Here is an 18,258-nt window from a genome sequence, read left to right on the forward strand (position 1 = left end):
TTCAGATCAGATGATTGCGCTGGGCGAATTTGGACAAATGCACCACCGATGACATGCGCAGCTTCTCCTTCAGACGGGTTTTGTAGGTACTGATGGTCTTGTGGCTGAGCAACATGTCCTCGGCTATGTCCTTGTTGCCAAGCCCCAGCGCCAACTTCTGCAGCACGGTCAACTCACGGTCGGAAAGCTCTGCCACGAGGTCCTGTTCGGTGGACTGCAAATCGTCCCGGCGCACCGAGCTGGTAGGCAGGCTGGGAAAGCAGCTGTAGTTGGACATCACCGCCTTGATGGCTTTTTGCAGTTCATCCAGCTCGCCGGTCTTGGCCACAAAACCCATCGCGCCGGCACGCATGCAGCGGGTAGAAAAGAACACCGCCAGATAGGACGTCAGCACCAGGATCTTGCAAGGCAAGCCCAGTGCCTTGATCCGGCTGATCACCTCCAGGCCACCCAACTTCGGCATCGCCAGGTCGAGGATGATCAGTTCGGGGCGTTCTTCCCGTGCGATCTGCATCGCATCGGCACCGTTGCCGGCCTCGAAGATCGTGTCGAAGCCTTCCTGCTTCAACAGGTACCGGACGGTTGCGCGGATAAATGGGTGGTCATCCACTATTAAAGCTTTGCTCATAAGGCTCCCCTGGGAGGATTCAGTACCGTTGCACATCACACGGGACCTATCTACCTGTGAGAAATGACAGTTCCGACGAGCGGCTCTGAACATTCCTACAAGAAGCAGTCGGGTCCCTCCATTTGAACAGCGCATAGCCATGGGTGGCCGCACCTGCGTGCCTGGCTAGTCGCAAGCGCGCAACCTTACCAATGGAATGACGCGTCACCTGAAGGGATAGTCCCAGTCGCATGTAGGACTTTTCCTCGCTAGAAGCATAGTAAACAGTGGGGTTCCGGGGAGCCGAGGTCGTCTAGTCGGTGGTACTCGGGCTCCAGAACGCCTGTACCACCAGGGTCGAGGTGGAAATGCGCGCCACCAGGGCGTCCAGTTCGTCACCGTCCACCGAGGTCACGGCCAGCGTCGCCTCGATTTCCACCTCTTCAGGACCAAAGGGGCGCACGTCCACATCGCTGGCCGGGTAGTTGCAGCGTGCAAGTTCGGCTTCGAGCAAGGCCAGTACTGCTTTTTGCTGGGTACGACGGGCCACCACATAGAGAATGTTGGTCACCTCGGCCGACACCACGTCCAATGGCTGGCGGTTGATGTTATTGACGATCGGCCGCAGCAACGTGTTGGCCGCCAGCACAAACAGCGTACCCAGCAACGCTTCGAGGATCAGGTCGGCACCGGCACAGGCGCCCACCGCCGCCGATGCCCAAAGGGTGGCCGCGGTATTCAGCCCGCGCACGTTGCCCTCTTCCCGCATGATCACGCCAGCACCGAGAAAACCGATGCCCGAGACCACATAGGCCACGACCCGCACCGCCCCTTCGGCGCCGCCCAGACGGTTGGCCATGTCGACGAAAATCGCCGCGCCCACCGCCACCAAGACGTTGGTACGCAACCCCGCCGTGCGCTGGCGGTACTGACGTTCGAAGCCGATCAGTCCACCGAGGATAAAGGCCGCAGTGAGGCTGACCAGTGTGTCGACCAGCGAATTGAGGTTGATGTTGTTGATTGCTTGCATAGTCAGTCTTCCCTGTTTATTGCCAGCCAAACTTAGGCGAGGAAACCTTCGGGCAGGTACGACCATCCTGGGCCGTGATTGGGTCACGGGCACGACAGGACAGGCCCGCCCGTCGCAAACGACAGGCGCGTCCGTAGTACCGCGATGCAAGGCATCACGTACGGGTCAGCGTCGATGAGAGGGAAATCGGGATCGGGCCAGGACTGGCCGCTACCGGGATGCCGCTTCTCGCTTCTGGGCGAGACAACGGCATCGGAAAAATGCGCGTTACCTTGCCAAGTATGTGCCGGTTATCGAGACCGGCCGACGACTGTCACTCGAACAAGTACCCACTGAGAGTCTCCGCTATTGATGAAAACGCGCAAAGCTTACGCTCCGATTTAAGGAGAGTAAACCGTAGGAAAGCTTACCCGATAAGGTTAGGAATATTCTTCAGGGAGGGTTCAGGTAGGGGCCTCCCCCCCCGTAGCAGCTGTCGAGCCCAAGCGAGGCTGCGTCGGCCACACTGCGATCATCAAGCCAGGCACTGCACCGAGTCGCGCCGAACGCAGCCTCGCCCAGGCTCGACAGCTGCTACGCAAAGGACGGTCGATCACGCTCCACCAGCGCCAAATACTCATTGATCGCCCCACCCGCCAACGCCTTCACCTGAATGGAAACCCGATTCACCTGCCGCCCCATCTCGATGCCATCCCGAGTCCGCACCTGAACATACCCAAGCCGGGGCCAGAACCGCTCGGCCTTGACGTTCCCAACCACCACCGTCAGCCGCAACCAGCGTGCGCCCAGGCCGACTACCCAATCCTGGAAATCAGCATGCAACTGCCGCGCAAACCCGGTGCCATGCAACGGCGTGGCCACCAACAGCAACCCGATATGCCACACCCCAACCGCCAGCAGGTCAGACGCCACATTCACCACCGCAACCAACTGCCCTTTGGCATTGCGATAGCCAATCCAATACATCCGCGTGTAGCTCCAGGTGTCGGGCAGTTGAAGGGTCAACTCATCCCGAGCCTCCGTGGGTGTGGCTGGCTCACCGTTGACCGCGAGAAAATATTCCGGGGCTGCTTCGAAAAAGCGCTGCAGCTCGGCCTCATCCTCAACCGTCAGTTCAACCACCCGGATGCCCGCTATCGAACTGCGCGGCAGGGCCATCGTGTCAACAACATCCATGTTCATCCCTTCTCAATCGTCGCGTGTCAGTACTTCCAACAACTCAATTTCAAAGCGCAGATTACTGTTGGGCGTGATATGCGCGCCCATCGAGCGCTCGCCGTAGGCCAGGTGCGCCGGCACAAACAACGTGCGAATGCCGCCGACTTTCATGCCCATCAGCCCCTGGTCCCAGCCTTTGATCACGCGACCGGTACCGATCACGCATTGAAACGGCTTGCCCCGCTCCCATGAAGAATCGAACACCGTGCCGTCTTCGAGGGTGCCGGTGTATTGCGTGGTGATCAGGGCGCCTTTGACCACGGTTTTGCCGTCACCGAGGCGGATGTCGGTGATTTCCAGTTCGTTGTTCATCATGTTCTCTCGTTATCCAACATCACAGCCAATGCCAAAACCGACTCCAGAACCCCCGCCCCAGATCATTTTTGCAGCCCGCATATTGCGCCGCATACATCTGCGAACGCGCCTGCACCTTGCCCGCCACCGGCATCAGCCAGGCTTTGCTCGCATAGGTGCGCTGACGATACCCGCCCCAGCCTTCGTGGTAGTTCAGGTATTGGCCGTAGGCATCGTATTTGTACACGCCGTTGATGGTGTAGGTCTTGTCCATGTACCAGCCGACAAAATCGATGGCGTCGTCAAAGTCCTCGCGACTGGCGCCCGTACGGCCGGTGCTTTTCTGGTAGTCGCTCCACACTTCATCCTTGGCCTGGGCGTAGCCGGAGGCGGTGGACACGCGGCCCCAGGGGATGATCCATAACAGGTATTTGCGCGGGGTCTTGGCGTCCTGGCGGAAGCCGGACTCTTGATACATGATCGCGAACGGCACTTGGATCGGTACGCCCCAGCGTGCCTGGGTGACTTTGGCCGCGTCGTACCAGTCGTCCTTTTCGCGGAAGATGCCGCAGATGTCGTTGGGGGTGCGGGGTGGCGAGGTGCCGCATCCCGCCAATAAGGCGGTGAGCAGCAACAGCCCTGCGGTTTTTCCTGCGTTCAAAAGCTCACCGTCTCGTCGTGAGAATAAAAGGCGGGCAGTTTACTCGTTCGCCGGGGTTCCTGCAGAGGTGAAAGCAACACGAATCCTGTGGCGAGGGAGCTTGCTCCCGGACCGGTTGACGCGCTATGCCCGAGGCACTGCGATCATCGGTTTTGGGGCTGCTGCGCAGCCCAGCGGGAGCAAGCTCCCTCGCCACATTTTGGTGGGTGGTTCAGGCAGGTCAGGTTTGGGTGACGACCGCCGTCAGTTCCAGTTCCAGCAGGCCGTTGCTGGGTAATCCCGCCACTCCCACCGCCGAACGCGCATGCCGGCCGTGCTCGCCAAACAGCTCAATCAACAGTTGCGACGCGCCGTCGACAACCTTGGAGAAGCCCTGGAAACCTTCCCCACCAAACACAAACCCGCGAACGAACAGGATGCGCTCGACATTCTCCAGCCCTACAACCTGGTCCAGCACGCTCAAGGCCCGCAGCACACAGGTCTGCCCTGCTTCGTTGACCAACTCCGTAGAGGTCTGGTCCGTCACCGGCCCGGTAATCACGCTGTCACCCTGCCGACAAACCTGCCCGCTGACATACGCCACGCCTCCATGAATCGTCACCGGCACGTAGTCACCCTTTGGGCTCGGCGCCTCGGGTAACTCCAGCCCCAGTGATTTGAGCTTTTCACGCACGTTCATGCCGGCTCCTCGACAAATTCCACATGCCCACCCAGCCAGCAACCTTGCACCTGCCCCGCTTCATCCCGGCGAAACCGCAGGGAGATTTGCGAAGGTCGGCCCATGGCCCGGCCCTGGCGGATGTGCACCGGGCGATCATCTGCCGTCACCAGGCCATTCTCCAACAAGCCAAACGCCAACGCGGCAGCGGCGATGCCGGTGGCGGCGTCTTCCGGGTAACCCGAGGACTTGGGAAACTGCCGCGCATCAAACTGTCGGCCTTCCAGATCCGATGGCGCATAGGGGTACAAACCGGTGGAGCCGATTCGCTCGCACAGTTGCTGCATCCGCCGGTAATCCGGTTTCAGGCTGTCCAGTACCGCCACGCTTTTCAGCGCGATGAGGGTTTTCACCCGGCTGGTGCACGCGTTCTGGATCGGCAGCGGCGCCAGTTCGTTGGAGGTGATGCCGAGCACCGACAGTATCTCGGCCTCGACTTCGGCATCGTTCAACGCCTCGACCTGGCCTTTGGGCTGGCTGATTTCCACCTGGATATCCGACGTGCCGGCGGCGGTCACTTGCGCTTCAACCCGGCCGCTCAAGGTCCACAAAGCCAGGCGATCCTTGTGCAGCATGCCCAGCCGATCCAGCAACCAAACTGCGCCTACGGTGGCGTGCCCGCACATTTCCATCTCGTGGTTGGGCACCCAGAACCGCAAGGCAAAATCGAACTCACTACCAACCGGCGCGGCGAATACAAAGCCACATTCATGGCCGTAGTCGCGGGCCACTTGCTGCATGTCGGCATCGCACATGCCATCGGCCACGGCCACGGTGGGCGCCGGGTTGCCGCCACGGGCGGTGGCGGGGAAAACATTGACCAGATGAACCTCGGGCGTCATTTCGCCTCTCCCTGAAGGGTGGAAACAGTCGGCGCCACGGCGTCGACGATGGAGTTGGTGTAGACCTGCTGCGGGTCGAGTTCGACCGGGTCGCTCTCCACAGCGTTCATGAAGCGGATGTTCTTCTCCACGCCGTCCTTCTCGATCCGTGGGGTGGCCGGGTAGGACGGCAGTGAGGCGGCCCAGGCGGCGTTGAAGATGGCGGCGTCGGTGTTGGCGAAATACGGGCGCACCGATTCGCGGGCCTTGTCCGGGTCGCTGGCGATCAGGTGCTCGGCACGCCACAGGGCGCGGACCATTTTTTCGGCGGTGACCTTGTTGTTGGCCAGCCAGTCTTCACGGGCAATCATCGCAGTGAAGAGGAAGCCGTCCAGGGGTTTGTATTCGCCCTTGGCCAGGTCCATCAACACAAAGCCGCCCTGCTTCTCGGCGGTGGTGATGGTGGGTGGCGACAGCGAGAAGCCGTTGATGCTGCTCTGGGAAAACGCCGCGAGCATGTTCGGCGCGCCGCCGATGGGCATGATAGTGAAGTCTTTGTCCGGGTTGAGCCCCGCATCCTTGGCCAGGTAGCGCACCAGCATGTCGGTGGTGCTGCCAGGGCCGGTGACGCCGATCTTCAAGCCCTTGAGGGCCTGGGCACGGGCGGCCAGGGATGAGGTGGCCGACACGCCGGCCTTTTGCGCCGAGGCACCGTCGATCACCACGGTGCTGCCGAACTGGGTTTGCACGGCGGCGAACGCCTGGACATTTTGGCCTTTGGTGCGGGCGCGCACCGCGACGGCGGGCAGGCCGACGTACGCATCCGCATCTCGCCCCAGCACGGCGGTGAGTGCTGCCGAGCCGCCTTTCTGGAATACGATGACGTCCACATTCAGGCCTTCATCGGCGAAGTAGCCTTGCTTCTGCGCGACGTAGATCGGCACATAGAGGAAGCCTTCGCTGGGGAACGCCAGGGTGACTTTGGTCAGATCCTGGGCCTGCGCGGCGGGCAGGCATGAAGCGAGTAAAACGCTGGCGATGAACAGTGGTTTGAACATGATCAAGCTCCACAAGAATAAGGGGTTAAACCGCAACTTCACGTTCCGCTTCGTTGGCCTTCCAAGGCATCAACTTGCGCTCGGCCAGCTTCACCGCTGTGTTCAGAATCAGCGCCAGGACGATGATCCCCACCAGCGCGGCAAATACGCCGGCGGTGTCGAACTGCGAGGCCGCATCCGAAAGCAGGTAACCCAGGCCACGGTTGGCGGCGATGATCTCGCCCACCAGCGCGCCGATCAGCGCATAGGGCACCGACAGGCGCAGGCCGGTGAATACCCAGGTGAAAGCGGACGGGATGACCACCATGGTCAACAGGTCGCGCTCCTTTGCGCCCATCAGCCGCAGGATGGTCAGTTGCTCGCGGGACACGTTGCGCACGCCGCTGTAGGTATTGAGGAACACCAGGAAGAACACCACCGCCGCCGTCAGGATGACTTTCATCGGCAAACCGATGCCGAACCAGAGAATGAACAGCGGTGCCAATGCGACTTTTGGCAGGCTGTAGAACGCGGTCAGGAACGGGTCGAGGATATCCGCCAGCAGCTTGGCGCGGCCCAGTACCAAGCCCGCGATCAAGCCTGCGAGGGAACCGAAGAAGAACCCCAGCACGGCTTCCAGGGTGGTGATGCCAGCGTGGTAGAAAAATACCCCGTTCATGAGGATCTTCCACAAGCTCTGCGCCACCGCCGAGGGGCGGCTAATGAAGAATTCGACGCCGAACCAGCGGGATACACATTCCCAGAACAGCAGCAGGAAGACCAGGAACAACAAGCGATAGATCTGGATCATACGACCTCCAGCGAGTGAGCCAATGAAGCGGGATCAGCAGCACCGGCCATGTCGGGCGCGAGGCGTTTCCAGAGCGCAGCGCAGAGTTCGACGTAGCGCGGATCGGAGCGCAATTGCACGAGGTTGCGTTCGCCGCTCAGGGGAATGTCGAGCACATGGTCGATGGTGCCTGGGCGACCGGCGAACACCACGCAGCGGTCCGCCAGCGCGATGGCTTCGTCGACGTCGTGGGTGACAAACAGCACGGTCTTGTTGAGCTGGCGGCACAGCCGCAAGAGTTCGGTTTGCAGGGTCAGGCGCATCTGCGCATCAAGGGCGCCGAAGGGTTCGTCCATCAACAGGGTTTCCGGGTCGCTGGCCATCAAGCGCGCCATAGCCGCGCGTTTGCGCATACCGCCGGAAAGCTGATTGGGATAGCTTTCGCCAAAACCGGTGAGGCCTACCAACGCCATCAGTTCCTCGACACGGGCATCGATCCGGGCCTTGGGCATACGGCGGATTTGCAGCGGCACGGCGATGTTACCCGCCACGGTGCGCCACGGTAACAAGTGGTCGGCCTGTGTCATGTAACCGACCCGAGTGTTGACGCCTTTAACCTCGGCACCGTCGTAATGCACCTGGCCTTCGGTAGGGCCGAACAGCCCGGCGGTCATGTTGAGCAAGGTGGACTTGCCGCAACCCGAAGGGCCCACCAGCGTGATGATTTCGCCCCGCTGGACCTCAAGCGTTACGTTGCGCACGGCCACAAACTGGCGGCCCTCGACTTTGAAGCTTTTTTGCACCCCTGCGAAGCTGATAAAGGGTTTTGCACTCACCGCCCCTCCTCGTCCGGTAGGCCGGACTTGTTTGTTGTTGACGGGGTGAGGATGAACGGATGACAGATTTGCGGCGCACGGGATCGGGCCGGATCATGCGCGGGATTGGGACATCAAAAAAAGGTTAAGCGGTATCAGCCGCGGCGCCACTCATCCGGCGACACACCCAGCACCCGACGAAACACATGGGCCAGGTGTGAAGGTGATTCATAGCCGACGTTATTGGCGATCTCCAGCACCGACATGCGCGTGTGCCGCAACAAGGTCTGCACCCGTTCCAGGCGCAGGCGCTGGACATAAACCAGCACCGTCTCGCCGGTGTGCAACGCGAACAGCCGGGTCAGGTGACGGCGGGACATGTGAAACGTCTCGGCGATCTCATCCAGCCCCGGCGCACGTTCGAGATTGCCCTCCACGTAAGCCTTCACGTCGCGCACCAGCATGGCGCCATGGCGCTCGGTGGATGAGCGTTGCAGGCTCGGCTGGCTGAGGGAAATCGCCAGGCATTCGAGCAGCAGCAAATGATCGGCCTGGGCTACCTGGCGGCGGCGGTCGATGTACAGGTCGGGTTGGCTGAAGGCTTTTTTTGCGAGTAGCAGATGGTGCAACGGCGCGGAGGTTTGCCAGATGCCCAGGGTGGGCACGCGCAGCAAGCGGTTGGCGTCACCGGAAAGATCCCGCAAGGCGTAGTGCATGTAGTCGGGGTCGACGTAGAACGCCACGTGGCCCTGGCTGGCGGTGAGTGACGAAGAGGAATGGCTGGATTGCGGCGGCACCAGTACGAACTGGCGGTCGATCACCGAGGTGGTGCGCCCACTTTCTTCATCCTTGAAACGCAACAGACCGTGCTCGGGCACCATCAGCATGAATTCATCATGGGCGTGGGCCCCGGTTTCATAGGCGCCGTTGGAGTTGAAGACGCTGTAGATGTCGCGCATCGCCAGGCACTGCCAGTGGGTGTTGGAGTGCTGACACTAGCATGTTTGGTGCCAAGGGAAAGCGGCATCCCTGCCGCTAAAAAGGGTTATGCCAAAGGCACACGACGGGTGGAAATCGCCAGGCGACCTACACCAAAGCTCAACGCCGCACCCAGCAGCAACATCAACAAGGTGCTCCACGCTGCGCGGGACAGTTGCTTGGCCGCCACTTCACCGGCTTCGCGGGCTTTCTGCTCAGCCTGTTGCTTCAGCTCGTCAACCTTCTGCACGGCCTGCTGGTAGGCCTGGGCATAGTTGTCGACGATCTGGGTCGCTTCAGCCTGGCTCTTGCCGGTACGGGCGGCGACGATGTTAACCAACGCCTGCTTGTCTGCTGCATTCAACGCGGGCTCACCGGAAGCCTTGACCCGCTCGAACCATTGCTTCAATTCATCACCGGCCTGGGCTGGGTTGGTCGCCGCATCGTTGGCCGATTGCTTGCCATCCGCAGCTGCCTGATTGGCTTTTTGCTCAACGTTGGCAGGGTCCAGTTCAGGCTTGCCGCTCTGCTTGAGCAATGTGTCGAGTTGGCCTTGCAGGCTGTTCCAATCCAGCTTGATGCCCTGCTCATTCAGTTGCTGCTTGACGCTGTCGCTGATGCCCGGCGCCACGGCGGCGATACCGCTACCGGCCGCCGACAACCCTTTACCGACGACGTTACCCGCGGCACCGACAACGCTGGTGGCCAGCGCGGCGAGCAGCCAGGTGGTCAGCAAAGTGGTGATGGTCCAGCTCAGCACGCCATGCAGGCCGCCGCGATCTGGTGCGGTACGCCCGGCCACGAATGCACCGGCACCGATGGCCAACAGCGTCGAGACAAACAACCAGATCCCGGCACCTGTACCAAAACCGCTCAGCGGGTTACCGGCTGCCATCGGGTTGACTGCACTGGCACCAATCGCGGTACCGAGTACGCTCAACACCAGGTAGGTCACCAGGGCAATTGCACTACCGGCCAATACCGAGCCCCAGGAGACGCGAAACAGCGAACGGTTGGTTTCATAGACAGTGGTCATGTTAAATCCTTTGAACAGTGGGTAGGTGGCCAGTTTGGCGAGGCACCTACCCTGCGGTCTCGGCACAATTGCACTAGGCGCACTGGTGCATTCGCACCCCGCGCCGGGCACTTTCTCTGCACTATCCTGAGCCTCAGGTGTCGTACTTCCCATGCGACTTACCCCAGGAGAAACCATGAGCCAGGCCGTCCTCGCCAAAGAAACCAACCGCCGCCAACTGCAGCAGATCATCTCCGGCTTGTCCGATGGGGTGATCCTCGCCGAGGCCGACCAGACCATCCTCTGGGCGAATGAAGCCGCGCTGCTGATGCATGGCGTGGATAAAGTCGAAGACCTGGGTGCCAACACCAAGGAATACGCCGCGCGCTTTGCCTTGCGGTATCGCAACAACCACCCGCTGGTGCTGGAGAATTACCCCCTGAGCCGGGTGGCAGACGGTGAAGAGTTCAGCGATGTGGTGGTGGAAGTCACCCCCACCGGCGACGAGGAAAAAGTCTGGGTGCATCGCCTGCGCAGCCTGGTGCTCGACGACGCGTCGGGCGAGCCGGAGTTGCTGGTGTTGATCCTGAGCGACGCCACCGAATGGGCCAGCGCCGAACAGCGCTTCGAAAAAACCTTCAATGCCAACCCGGCACCGGCGGTGATTTGCCGCTTGAGCGACCTGCGCTATATCAAGGTCAACCAGGGCTTTCTGGAGATGACCGGCTATAACCGCGACCAAGTGATCGGCCACTCGGTTTATGAGCTGGACGTGCTGGAACAGGCCGAAAACAAGGACCTCGCTGTCAAGCGCCTGGGCGAAGGCGCGACCATTCCGCAGATGCAAGCCGAACTGAAACTGCCCGAAGGCGGCAGCAAACTGGTGATCGTGGCCGGCCAACCGCTGGACATGAATGAGGAAGACTGCATGCTGTTTTCCTTCACTGACCTGGAGCCCCGCCGTAAAGCCGAAACCGCCCTGCGCCAGAGCGAGGAACGTTTCGCCAAGTCGTTCCGCCTGACGCCGGTGCCGACCCTGGTGTGCAACGCCGCCAACCGCCAGGTGGTGGATATCAACGAAGCCTTCATGACCATCACCGGTTATACCAGTGAAGAACTGATCGGCAAATCCATCGAAGACATCGACTTTATCGACAGCCCCCAGGCCTGCACGCAACTGTTCACCACCCTGGAAAAAGCCGGCAACCTCGACGGCCTCGACCTGAAGATTCGCAAGAAAGGCAATGAGCTGATCGACTGCGTGCTGTCTGCCGACACCGTCAGCATCCAGGACGTGCCCTGCTATTTGCTGGTGCTGATGAACATCACCGAACGCAAGCGCTCCGAGCTGGAACTGGTGGCCGCTATCGAGGAAGTGATGCAGGACGCCTCATGGTTCAGCCAGACGCTGATTGAAAAACTGGCCAACGCCAAGAGCGTCAACAGCCCCAATGTACCGAACATTTCCTTTACCGACCTGACCGCCCGGGAGCGCGATGTACTGGGCTTGATTTGCGAAGGCCTGGCCGACAAGGAAATCGCCTCGCGCCTGAAACTGGCGCCCAACACCGTGCGTAACCATGTGGCCACGGTGTACTCCAAACTGGGGGTACATAGCCGTAGTGCAGCCATCGTCTGGGCCCGTGAGCGCGGGCTGTTTGCCGGTGAATTGCGGGTTAAAAAGCCGAAATAGAGTGCAAATGCACCAGTGCGACCGGTGCAAATTCGCCTTATTGCGCGGGGATGCACTGCTTAACCTTGAAGAGTGGGCACAGGGCTTTGGGTCCTGTGCTGTCGAGATGTCATGCCCTTTAAGGAATCCATCATGAAAAGCGAACAAGTCAAAGGCGCCGTCGAGAAAGTGGCCGGCAAGGCTCAAGGTTTTCTGGGTGATCTGACCGGTGACGAACGTCTCCAGGCCGAAGGTGTGGCCCGCCAGGCTGCTGGCCAATTGCAGCAAACCTACGGTGATGCGCTGGACACCGTTGGCGACTTTGCCAAGCAAAAACCCTTGGCTACCGTGGCGATTGTCGCCGGTGTCGGCCTGCTGCTGGGCCTGTTGCTGCGTCGTCGCTGAGGAGAGCCCTAATGTTTACGCTCTCCCAACTGCGCAACTGCATCGAAGAGGCCCTGTCGCCCCTGACCTGCGAGTTCACCCTGTGCCGTGACGCCTCGTTGACCCTCAAAGTCTTCGATGCCGAAAGCGGCCGGGTGGACCTGGTGGTCACCGGGATCAGCGTCAACAAGCTGCAGACCCCGCAGGAAGTGGAAAAGATGGTCGACGAGTTGCGTTACGAATTGCAGAGCAACACCGTCGGCAAACTCAGGCTGGATGACCTGCCGCTACGCCCACTGTAGGACCTCGCGCCTACAGTGAGCGTGCCTTCAACGACGCCCCGATAAAATAGAACACCCCGCCCCCGACGATAAACGCTGCCAACATGTAGAACATGTAGTGGGCCGGCAGGCTGGCCAGTACCAGCCCGCACAGCACCGGCCCCAGGGCAGCGCCGAGGTTGGAGAGGTTTTGCGCGCCGTAATACATGCCCCGCAGATGGTCCGGGGCGATGCGGTCGATAAACATGTACTCGGCCGGGAACACCACGATTTCACCCACGGTGAAAATCGCCATCGCCACTATCCACCACCACACGTTGCTCGCCAGGGCAAAACCGATCACTCCCAGCATGAACATGCCCAGGCCGAAGATCAGCCACTGGCTCAGGTAACGGTGGGAAATCCTCCGGCCAATCGCGTATTGCAGGGCAATCACCAACACGGCGTTGGTGGTGAGTACCGCGCTGATGATGGTGTAGGTGTATTCAGCGGTGGTGGTAGTCACCAGGTATTGCGAGAGGTACGCGGTGAACTGGCCGAACACCACGGCACTGAGCAGGCCGCCGATGGTAAAGCACACCAGCCGATGATCCCGCAGCAGTACGCGGCCCACGGCGAGGAATGACACCGGCTTTTGCGTGGTGTCGACGGTGGCCAAGGTGCGGTCGCCCCAACGCCAATACAGCAGGAAAAATCCGAGGCCCAGAACGGCCGACAGGATAAACGGCAAGCTGATATCGAGCTTGGCTATCATCGCGCCAAAAAACGGCCCTACGGCGTAACCGATATTGGTCAGGGTGTACTTGATGGAAAACGCTTCGCTGCGCTCATCCTCCGGCAACAGGCTGGCAAACCCGGACTTGATCGCAATGTCGATCACCGCGTACGCCAGGTTGATCAGGATCAGGCAGCTGTAGAACGACCAGATTTCCCGAGCCAGCACCGTGCCGATAAACCCCAGGGCAAACACCACGCTCAAGCTGAGCAACAGCCGGTAACTGCTGATGCGGTCTACCAGGAAACCGCCATACACACTCAGCAGCGAACCGACGATCAATGAGCTGCCGATCACCAGGCCGACCTGGCTGATGTCGAGGGCAAAGTGGTTGGTGAGGTAGATCACCAGGTACGGAAACGTGATGGCTTTGGCCAGCGTGAGGATCAGCGTGGCCGACAGCAGCAGGTTCACGGTACGTGGGTAGTTTCTTATTGTGGCAAGCATCCTGCTCTCATTCTGGTCAAGGTAACGAGGCCATTGCGACCCGCAAGCGGATGTACCTTAACGCAAGATGAGACGAAATAAATGCTGATTTATGCATTTATGCAAAAAACAAATGCAGCGGGATGAAGACGCGGTCGCTCATCCCGCTGAACGCTTTATTTTTTAACCGGCGTGATGTCGAGAATCGTGCCGTTGGTGGTTTTGAGCAACACGTACTTGTCGTTTACCCGGGCCCACTGGCTGTCTTCTTCCGGCTGCTTCAGGCCGTGTTTCTTCCAGTCGGCAATGGCCGACTCCTTACGCATCAGAATGTCTGGCGCGCGGTCGCCGGTCTTGAGGTCACGAGTATTGATGTTTGAAGGCTGCACGGTTTTTTGCGGAGTATCAGCCGCCTGGACGGTAAGACTGGCGGCGGACAGGCTCGCGGCAACCAGCAGGCAGGCAACAAGGGATTTGGACTTCATGGGCACTTCCTTCAATGAATGACGCGTAAAGATTCCGACCGCAGCCGTGAAGAATCATTCAGCGCAGTGATTGAAGCGGCGGATGGATGGCCAACGACTGAGGCGACGATTAATCAGATAAGATTGGTTCTTTTTTCCAGCTGCCCAGGAAGTCCAATGACTGGTACCCACGTCATCATCATTTTCGTGACTATTGTCACCTTGCTCGCGCTCTACGTATTCGGCACCTACCGGGAACTGGTGGCGCTGCTTGATCGTTGCAAAAAAGCCTTCGGCCAATTCAAAGAGGCCGAGCAACAACTGGCGGCGGCGCAAAACGCCCCGTCACCCGCCGCGGACATTGCCAGCCTGGAAAGCCGCGTCGCGTTCACCCGCCAGCTGTTCCAGGACTCGGTTAACAACTACAACACCTACAAGCATAAGTCGCCGACGTCGGTGGTGGCCGAGTTGCTGGGGCATCGTGATGATGTGAGCCTGTTGGGGTTTGAGGTCAAGCACACGGCCTGAACCTGCCGACACTTACACAGGTGCACGCTGACGCGTCGGCGTGCCCTGATGAAACACCATCTGCCACTGCCCGCCGCTCTCGCGCCACACCGAACTGCGCAACGACTCCCCCGCCGCATTGGCCTCAGTCGCCGCCCGTTGGCAGCGATACGTCACCAACGCCACGCCCTCGGCCAGCAGCTTCAATGCAAAGTCACTGATGCTTCGAGCAGAGAACACCTCGTCCTGCAAACCGTCGATCACCTCGGCCTTACTGCCCCACACGTTGCCACTGGCACCAAACTCGACGAAATCATCCGCCAGCAGCACCGACAACCGCGTCGCATCTGCACGGGTGGTGCATTGGTGCAGCTCCTGTTCCAGGCTGCGTAAATGCTCCGCCAACTCCATACCCATTGCCTCCATGAAATTAATCCTGTAATTTTTCATGAAATTTATTGATAATAATTTCACGAAGCGCCCATGGACAAGCAAGAAGAACTCGACGCCCTGGCGATCCTGATTCACGACCTGCGCAAGCACAAGAAGCTCACCCTGGCGCAACTCGCGCAAAAGATCGAGCGTTCCGTAGGTTTCCTGTCCCAGGTTGAACGCGGCCTGTCGCGCCCTACCGTCGCCGACCTCACGGCCATCAGCCACGCCCTCGGGGTGCCCACCACCTATTTCTACAGCCTATCCAAACCCAAGGCGGTGGACTGGGTGACCCGCCCTAACGAACGGCGCACGGTGTATTACGCCAATGGCATCACCGACATCCTGGTGTCGCCGAGCATGCACGGCGCGTTCTCGATGCTCGACAGCCTATTGGCCCCCGGCGCCAACAGTGGCGAACAGACCATGAGCGACCGTGCCGAACAGGCCGGTTATGTACTGGAAGGCGAGTTGACACTGTGGGTTGAGGGCGAGGCCGACTCGGTCACCTTGCGCCCGGGTGACAGCTTCCACCTGGCCAGTTTCGCCCACTGCCGCTACGGCAACCTGACTGACCTGCCAGCCCGTGTGCTGTGGGTCTACAACTGAAGGCACACCAAGGAGCGTCACCCGTGAAAAGCCATTCCTCCTCGCTGCTGGCCGAAGTCCGGACCTTTCGCCAGAACCATCCCGATGTGCGTTATGTCGACCTGATTGCCCTGGACATTCCCGGGCATTTCTACGGCAAGCGCTACCCGGTGGACATGCTGGAAAAGGTCGCCGCCGGCAGCCCTTTGAAGCTGCCGCAGAACGCGGTACTGCTGGGTGCCCAGGGCGGCCTGTTCAAGATTGGCGACTATTGCTTTCACGACGGTGACCCGGACGCCAATCGCCGCCTGGTGCCCGGTACCCTAAAGCCGGTGAGCTGGGAAGCGCAGCCCCTGGGGCAGATGCTGATCACCTCCGATGGCACCGAAGCGCCCATCGAATTCGAACCCCGGGAAGTGCTGGCCAAAGTGCTGGAGCGCCTGCACTGTAAGGGCATTCACCCGGTAGTCGCGTTTGAGCTGGAGTTCTACCTGTTCGATAAAAAGCTCAGCGATGGCCTGCCGCAATTCGCCCGCGACCCGTTGAGTGATGACGCCGACGACCAGCCCAATCTACACATCGAGCGCCTGTCGCGTTTCGCCCCGGTACTGGACGACATGGTCGAGACCGCCAAGGCCCAGGGCATCGACATCACGGTGATCACCGCCGAACTTGGCCCCGGCCAGTTCGAGATCAATTTCGGCCACCTGGAAGACGGCCTGCGCGCCGCCGACTGGGCCGCCCTGTTCTGCCGCAGCACCCGTGGCGTGGCCCTCAAGCATGGCTATCGCGCCAGCTTCATGGCCAAGCCCTACCTGCAACATCCTGGCAGTGGCATGCACGTACACGTCAGCCTGTACGATGCTGCGGGCAATAACCTGCTGGCGGCCCATCAACAGCAACCGTTGCGCCACGCGGTGGCCGGCTGTCTGGAACTGCTGCCCCATTGCATGCCAATCTTTTCGCCCAACCACAACGCCTTCCGCCGGCTCGGCGGCACGGTCAACGCGGCCACCCGCGCGTGCTGGGGTTATGAAGACCGCGACGCGTGTGTGCGAATCCCTGAATCCGACCCGCGCAACTTGCGCATCGAACATCGCCTGGCGAGTGCCGATGCCAATCCGTACCTGGTGCTGGCGGCGATTCTGGTAGGGCTTGAACACGGTCTTGAGGCGGCCAAAGAACCCATCGCCCCGCTGAACGAAGACCGCAACAGCGGCGCGGATTTCCCCCTGGAGATGCTCGAAGCAGTGCGCGCCATGCAACATCAGCCAGCGTTGCGTGAAGGCCTGGGCGCCGAGTTTGTCGACGTGTATTGCGAAAACAAACGCCAGGACCACCTGGCATTCCAGCAGGAAATTCATGCGCGGGAATATCGCTGGTACCTCTAACCCACACCTCTCCCCGTAGCAGCTGTCGAGCCCAGGCGAGGCTGCGTCCGCGGTGTATCAGACACACCGCTGACGCAGCCCCGCCAAGGCTCGACAGCTGCTACGACGTGGGGCCTTCGATATGGGGTTTTGCATGTACTCTGATGGCCAACTTCATCTGCGGACTTGCCCATGACCGACCAAAGCGCCCCGGCCCTGAAGGAAATCTTCAACGCCGAACGCCTGCAACACATCGCCACCGAAATGACTGCGGTGTACCCGGCGTTCGACGCCAAGGGTTTTCTCAAACACGCCAAGGCCGGGCTCGCGGACCTGTCGGTGATGCAGCGCATGGCGCGGGTCAGCGAAAGCCTGCACACCGTGATCCCGCTGGATTACCCCCAAACGCTGAAGTTGCTGTATGCCCTGGCACCCCGGCTGAACAGTGCCTTTGTCAGCCTGTTCCTGCCCCACTACGTCGCAAGCTACGGCGGCGAAGACTTCAAGCGTTCCATGGCCGCCCTCAAGTACTTCACCACCTTCGGCTCCGCCGAGTTTGCCGTGCGGTATTTTCTGCTGAAGGATTTCAAGCGCACCCTGGCGGTGATGCAGCAATGGTCGCTGGATGACAACGAACACGTACGACGCCTCGCCAGCGAAGGTTCACGGCCACGCCTGCCGTGGTCGTTTCGCCTGGCCGAGGTGCAAGCCGACCCTAACCTGTGTGCCTCGATCCTCGATAACCTCAAGGCCGACAGCAGCCTCTACGTGCGCAAGTCAGTGGCCAACCACCTCAACGACATCACCAAGGACCATCCCGACTGGGTGCTGACCTTGATCGAAGGCTGGTCCCTGGCCAACCCCCACACCGCCTGGATCGCCCGCCACGCCTTGCGCAGCCTCATCAAGCAAGGCAACACCCGGGCGCTGACGATCATGGGTGCGGGGGCCAAGGCCGAGGTGAAGCTCCATCAGCTCAAGGTTGAGCCGGCGGTGATTAACCTGGGCGACCGGATCAACCTCTCTTTCAGCCTGGAATCCATCGCCGACACCCCACAAAAGCTGGTGGTCGACTACGCCATCGACTATGTGAAAAGCGCCGGTCACAGCGCGTCCAAGGTGTTCAAGCTCAAGGCATTTACCCTGGGTGCCGTGGAGCATCACGCCATCAGCCGCGGCCAACACATTCGTGAATTGACCACGCGCAAACACTATCCAGGCAAGCACGCAGTGCACGTGTTGGTGAACGGCGAACGACTGGGAAGTGTCGAGTTTGAGCTCGCAAAATAATCCTTAAAACATTAACGAAGGCTCTATCTCGGGCCTTTCAGCGAAAATAATTGTCCGACAATGCTAGGCATTCGTGTTGCGATCC

At 60.4% G+C, this 18,258-nt stretch carries 22 protein-coding genes; 7 read left to right on the forward strand and 15 right to left on the reverse strand.

Annotation, left to right across the window (positions count from 1 at the left end; genetic code table 11):
• Window position 1: 1 nt before the first annotated feature.
• The 12 genes from JFU58_RS04225 to JFU58_RS04280 form a co-directional block, all read right to left on the reverse strand.
• Window positions 2-628: a response regulator transcription factor gene (locus JFU58_RS04225; protein ID WP_063031192.1), complete on the reverse strand. Its 627-nt coding sequence runs from the start codon at window positions 626-628 to the stop codon at window positions 2-4.
• Window positions 629-920: 292 nt separating this feature from the next.
• Window positions 921-1,637, reverse strand: coding sequence for an MgtC/SapB family protein (locus JFU58_RS04230; RefSeq protein WP_010172203.1), 717 nt, complete (start codon window positions 1,635-1,637; stop codon window positions 921-923).
• Window positions 1,638-2,210: 573 nt separating this feature from the next.
• A complete protein-coding gene (locus tag JFU58_RS04235) occupies window positions 2,211-2,813 on the reverse strand; it encodes a GNAT family N-acetyltransferase (RefSeq protein WP_063034002.1) in 603 nt (200 codons plus the stop codon).
• A 12-nt stretch (window positions 2,814-2,825) separates the two neighbouring features.
• Window positions 2,826-3,167, reverse strand: coding sequence for an FKBP-type peptidyl-prolyl cis-trans isomerase (locus tag JFU58_RS04240; protein WP_167410185.1), 342 nt, complete (start codon window positions 3,165-3,167; stop codon window positions 2,826-2,828).
• 22 nt (window positions 3,168-3,189) lie between these two features.
• On the reverse strand, window positions 3,190-3,810 hold the full coding sequence (locus JFU58_RS04245) for a transglycosylase SLT domain-containing protein (protein WP_063031196.1): 621 nt from the start codon (window positions 3,808-3,810) through the stop codon (window positions 3,190-3,192).
• A 220-nt stretch (window positions 3,811-4,030) separates the two neighbouring features.
• Window positions 4,031-4,489, reverse strand: a complete 459-nt coding sequence (locus tag JFU58_RS04250; RefSeq protein WP_093198356.1) for a RidA family protein — start codon at window positions 4,487-4,489, stop codon at window positions 4,031-4,033.
• Complete coding sequence (locus tag JFU58_RS04255) at window positions 4,486-5,370, reverse strand: PhzF family phenazine biosynthesis protein (RefSeq protein ID WP_177070166.1); 885 nt, start codon at window positions 5,368-5,370, stop codon at window positions 4,486-4,488. Before JFU58_RS04255 ends, JFU58_RS04250 begins: the two co-directional genes overlap by 4 nt.
• Window positions 5,367-6,407 (reverse strand): ABC transporter substrate-binding protein, encoded by a 1,041-nt coding sequence (locus JFU58_RS04260; RefSeq protein ID WP_063031203.1) that lies wholly within the window; start codon window positions 6,405-6,407, stop codon window positions 5,367-5,369. Before JFU58_RS04260 ends, JFU58_RS04255 begins: the two co-directional genes overlap by 4 nt.
• A 25-nt stretch (window positions 6,408-6,432) precedes the next feature.
• Window positions 6,433-7,197, reverse strand: a complete 765-nt coding sequence (locus JFU58_RS04265) for an ABC transporter permease (RefSeq protein ID WP_177026269.1) — start codon at window positions 7,195-7,197, stop codon at window positions 6,433-6,435.
• Window positions 7,194-8,012 (reverse strand): ABC transporter ATP-binding protein, encoded by an 819-nt coding sequence (locus JFU58_RS04270; protein WP_063031207.1) that lies wholly within the window; start codon window positions 8,010-8,012, stop codon window positions 7,194-7,196. Before JFU58_RS04270 ends, JFU58_RS04265 begins: the two co-directional genes overlap by 4 nt.
• A 134-nt stretch (window positions 8,013-8,146) precedes the next feature.
• The gene (locus JFU58_RS04275) at window positions 8,147-8,950 is read right to left on the reverse strand and encodes an AraC family transcriptional regulator (RefSeq protein WP_201139916.1); all 804 of its coding nucleotides are present in this window, start codon (window positions 8,948-8,950) and stop codon (window positions 8,147-8,149) included.
• 86 nt (window positions 8,951-9,036) lie between these two features.
• The gene (locus JFU58_RS04280) at window positions 9,037-10,005 is read right to left on the reverse strand and encodes a hypothetical protein (RefSeq protein WP_201139917.1); all 969 of its coding nucleotides are present in this window, start codon (window positions 10,003-10,005) and stop codon (window positions 9,037-9,039) included.
• A 175-nt stretch (window positions 10,006-10,180) separates the two neighbouring features.
• Between JFU58_RS04280 and JFU58_RS04285 the strand changes: the two genes are divergently transcribed.
• The 3 genes from JFU58_RS04285 to JFU58_RS04295 all read left to right on the forward strand — a co-directional run bounded on the left by JFU58_RS04285 (window position 10,181) and on the right by JFU58_RS04295 (window position 12,342).
• Entirely contained in the window at window positions 10,181-11,677 is a 1,497-nt protein-coding gene (locus JFU58_RS04285; protein ID WP_003211582.1) for a PAS domain S-box protein, read from the forward strand.
• A 132-nt stretch (window positions 11,678-11,809) separates the two neighbouring features.
• On the forward strand, window positions 11,810-12,061 hold the full coding sequence (locus JFU58_RS04290; RefSeq protein ID WP_003211583.1) for a CsbD family protein: 252 nt from the start codon (window positions 11,810-11,812) through the stop codon (window positions 12,059-12,061).
• A gap of 11 nt (window positions 12,062-12,072) precedes the next feature.
• Window positions 12,073-12,342 (forward strand): DUF1652 domain-containing protein, encoded by a 270-nt coding sequence (locus tag JFU58_RS04295; protein WP_003211585.1) that lies wholly within the window; start codon window positions 12,073-12,075, stop codon window positions 12,340-12,342.
• A 10-nt stretch (window positions 12,343-12,352) separates the two neighbouring features.
• On the opposite strand, the gene JFU58_RS04300 is transcribed toward JFU58_RS04295, so the two are convergent.
• Window positions 12,353-13,543, reverse strand: a complete 1,191-nt coding sequence (locus JFU58_RS04300) for an MFS transporter (protein WP_093198382.1) — start codon at window positions 13,541-13,543, stop codon at window positions 12,353-12,355.
• 155 nt (window positions 13,544-13,698) lie between these two features.
• Window positions 13,699-14,007 carry an RcnB family protein gene (locus JFU58_RS04305; RefSeq protein WP_177070162.1) on the reverse strand — a complete coding sequence of 103 codons (309 nt, stop codon included), beginning with the start codon at window positions 14,005-14,007 and terminating at the stop codon, window positions 13,699-13,701.
• 156 nt (window positions 14,008-14,163) lie between these two features.
• Here JFU58_RS04305 and JFU58_RS04310 point away from each other — a divergent pair, with 156 nt between their 5' ends.
• Window positions 14,164-14,514, forward strand: coding sequence for a LemA family protein (locus JFU58_RS04310; RefSeq protein ID WP_201139918.1), 351 nt, complete (start codon window positions 14,164-14,166; stop codon window positions 14,512-14,514).
• Between the two features lie 12 nt (window positions 14,515-14,526).
• On the opposite strand, the gene JFU58_RS04315 is transcribed toward JFU58_RS04310, so the two are convergent.
• Window positions 14,527-14,919: a nuclear transport factor 2 family protein gene (locus JFU58_RS04315; RefSeq protein WP_242488211.1), complete on the reverse strand. Its 393-nt coding sequence runs from the start codon at window positions 14,917-14,919 to the stop codon at window positions 14,527-14,529.
• A gap of 57 nt (window positions 14,920-14,976) precedes the next feature.
• On the opposite strand from JFU58_RS04315, the gene JFU58_RS04320 reads away from it, so the two are divergent.
• The 3 genes from JFU58_RS04320 (at window position 14,977) to JFU58_RS04330 (ending at window position 18,173) form a co-directional block, all read left to right on the forward strand.
• A complete protein-coding gene (locus JFU58_RS04320; protein WP_063031219.1) occupies window positions 14,977-15,534 on the forward strand; it encodes a helix-turn-helix domain-containing protein in 558 nt (185 codons plus the stop codon).
• 23 nt (window positions 15,535-15,557) lie between these two features.
• Window positions 15,558-16,904, forward strand: a complete 1,347-nt coding sequence (locus tag JFU58_RS04325; RefSeq protein ID WP_201139919.1) for a glutamine synthetase family protein — start codon at window positions 15,558-15,560, stop codon at window positions 16,902-16,904.
• Between the two features lie 171 nt (window positions 16,905-17,075).
• Window positions 17,076-18,173, forward strand: a complete 1,098-nt coding sequence (locus JFU58_RS04330; RefSeq protein WP_201139920.1) for a DNA alkylation repair protein — start codon at window positions 17,076-17,078, stop codon at window positions 18,171-18,173.
• The last annotated feature ends 85 nt before the right edge of the window (window positions 18,174-18,258 follow it).

Source organism: Pseudomonas sp. TH34, assembly GCF_016650865.1.
Lineage (GTDB): Bacteria > Pseudomonadota > Gammaproteobacteria > Pseudomonadales > Pseudomonadaceae > Aquipseudomonas > Aquipseudomonas yamanorum.

What these genes read in the sequence shown, in the direction of transcription:
- JFU58_RS04295 (WP_003211585.1), top strand. Translation starts at nt 12,073, where the DNA reads ATGTTTACGCTCTCCCAACTGCGCAACTGCATCGAAGAGGCCCTGTCG.
- JFU58_RS04315 (WP_242488211.1), bottom strand. Translation starts at nt 14,919, where the DNA reads ATGGAGGCAATGGGTATGGAGTTGGCGGAGCATTTACGCAGCCTGGAA.
- JFU58_RS04265 (WP_177026269.1), bottom strand. Translation starts at nt 7,197, where the DNA reads ATGATCCAGATCTATCGCTTGTTGTTCCTGGTCTTCCTGCTGCTGTTC.
- JFU58_RS04275 (WP_201139916.1), bottom strand. Translation starts at nt 8,950, where the DNA reads ATGCGCGACATCTACAGCGTCTTCAACTCCAACGGCGCCTATGAAACC.
- JFU58_RS04280 (WP_201139917.1), bottom strand. Translation starts at nt 10,005, where the DNA reads ATGACCACTGTCTATGAAACCAACCGTTCGCTGTTTCGCGTCTCCTGG.
- JFU58_RS04230 (WP_010172203.1), bottom strand. Translation starts at nt 1,637, where the DNA reads ATGCAAGCAATCAACAACATCAACCTCAATTCGCTGGTCGACACACTG.
- JFU58_RS04240 (WP_167410185.1), bottom strand. Translation starts at nt 3,167, where the DNA reads ATGAACAACGAACTGGAAATCACCGACATCCGCCTCGGTGACGGCAAA.
- JFU58_RS04330 (WP_201139920.1), top strand. Translation starts at nt 17,076, where the DNA reads ATGACCGACCAAAGCGCCCCGGCCCTGAAGGAAATCTTCAACGCCGAA.
- JFU58_RS04305 (WP_177070162.1), bottom strand. Translation starts at nt 14,007, where the DNA reads ATGAAGTCCAAATCCCTTGTTGCCTGCCTGCTGGTTGCCGCGAGCCTG.
- JFU58_RS04260 (WP_063031203.1), bottom strand. Translation starts at nt 6,407, where the DNA reads ATGTTCAAACCACTGTTCATCGCCAGCGTTTTACTCGCTTCATGCCTG.
- JFU58_RS04225 (WP_063031192.1), bottom strand. Translation starts at nt 628, where the DNA reads ATGAGCAAAGCTTTAATAGTGGATGACCACCCATTTATCCGCGCAACC.
- JFU58_RS04285 (WP_003211582.1), top strand. Translation starts at nt 10,181, where the DNA reads ATGAGCCAGGCCGTCCTCGCCAAAGAAACCAACCGCCGCCAACTGCAG.
- JFU58_RS04320 (WP_063031219.1), top strand. Translation starts at nt 14,977, where the DNA reads ATGGACAAGCAAGAAGAACTCGACGCCCTGGCGATCCTGATTCACGAC.
- JFU58_RS04310 (WP_201139918.1), top strand. Translation starts at nt 14,164, where the DNA reads ATGACTGGTACCCACGTCATCATCATTTTCGTGACTATTGTCACCTTG.
- JFU58_RS04300 (WP_093198382.1), bottom strand. Translation starts at nt 13,543, where the DNA reads ATGCTTGCCACAATAAGAAACTACCCACGTACCGTGAACCTGCTGCTG.
- JFU58_RS04235 (WP_063034002.1), bottom strand. Translation starts at nt 2,813, where the DNA reads ATGGATGTTGTTGACACGATGGCCCTGCCGCGCAGTTCGATAGCGGGC.
- JFU58_RS04255 (WP_177070166.1), bottom strand. Translation starts at nt 5,370, where the DNA reads ATGACGCCCGAGGTTCATCTGGTCAATGTTTTCCCCGCCACCGCCCGT.
- JFU58_RS04250 (WP_093198356.1), bottom strand. Translation starts at nt 4,489, where the DNA reads ATGAACGTGCGTGAAAAGCTCAAATCACTGGGGCTGGAGTTACCCGAG.
- JFU58_RS04290 (WP_003211583.1), top strand. Translation starts at nt 11,810, where the DNA reads ATGAAAAGCGAACAAGTCAAAGGCGCCGTCGAGAAAGTGGCCGGCAAG.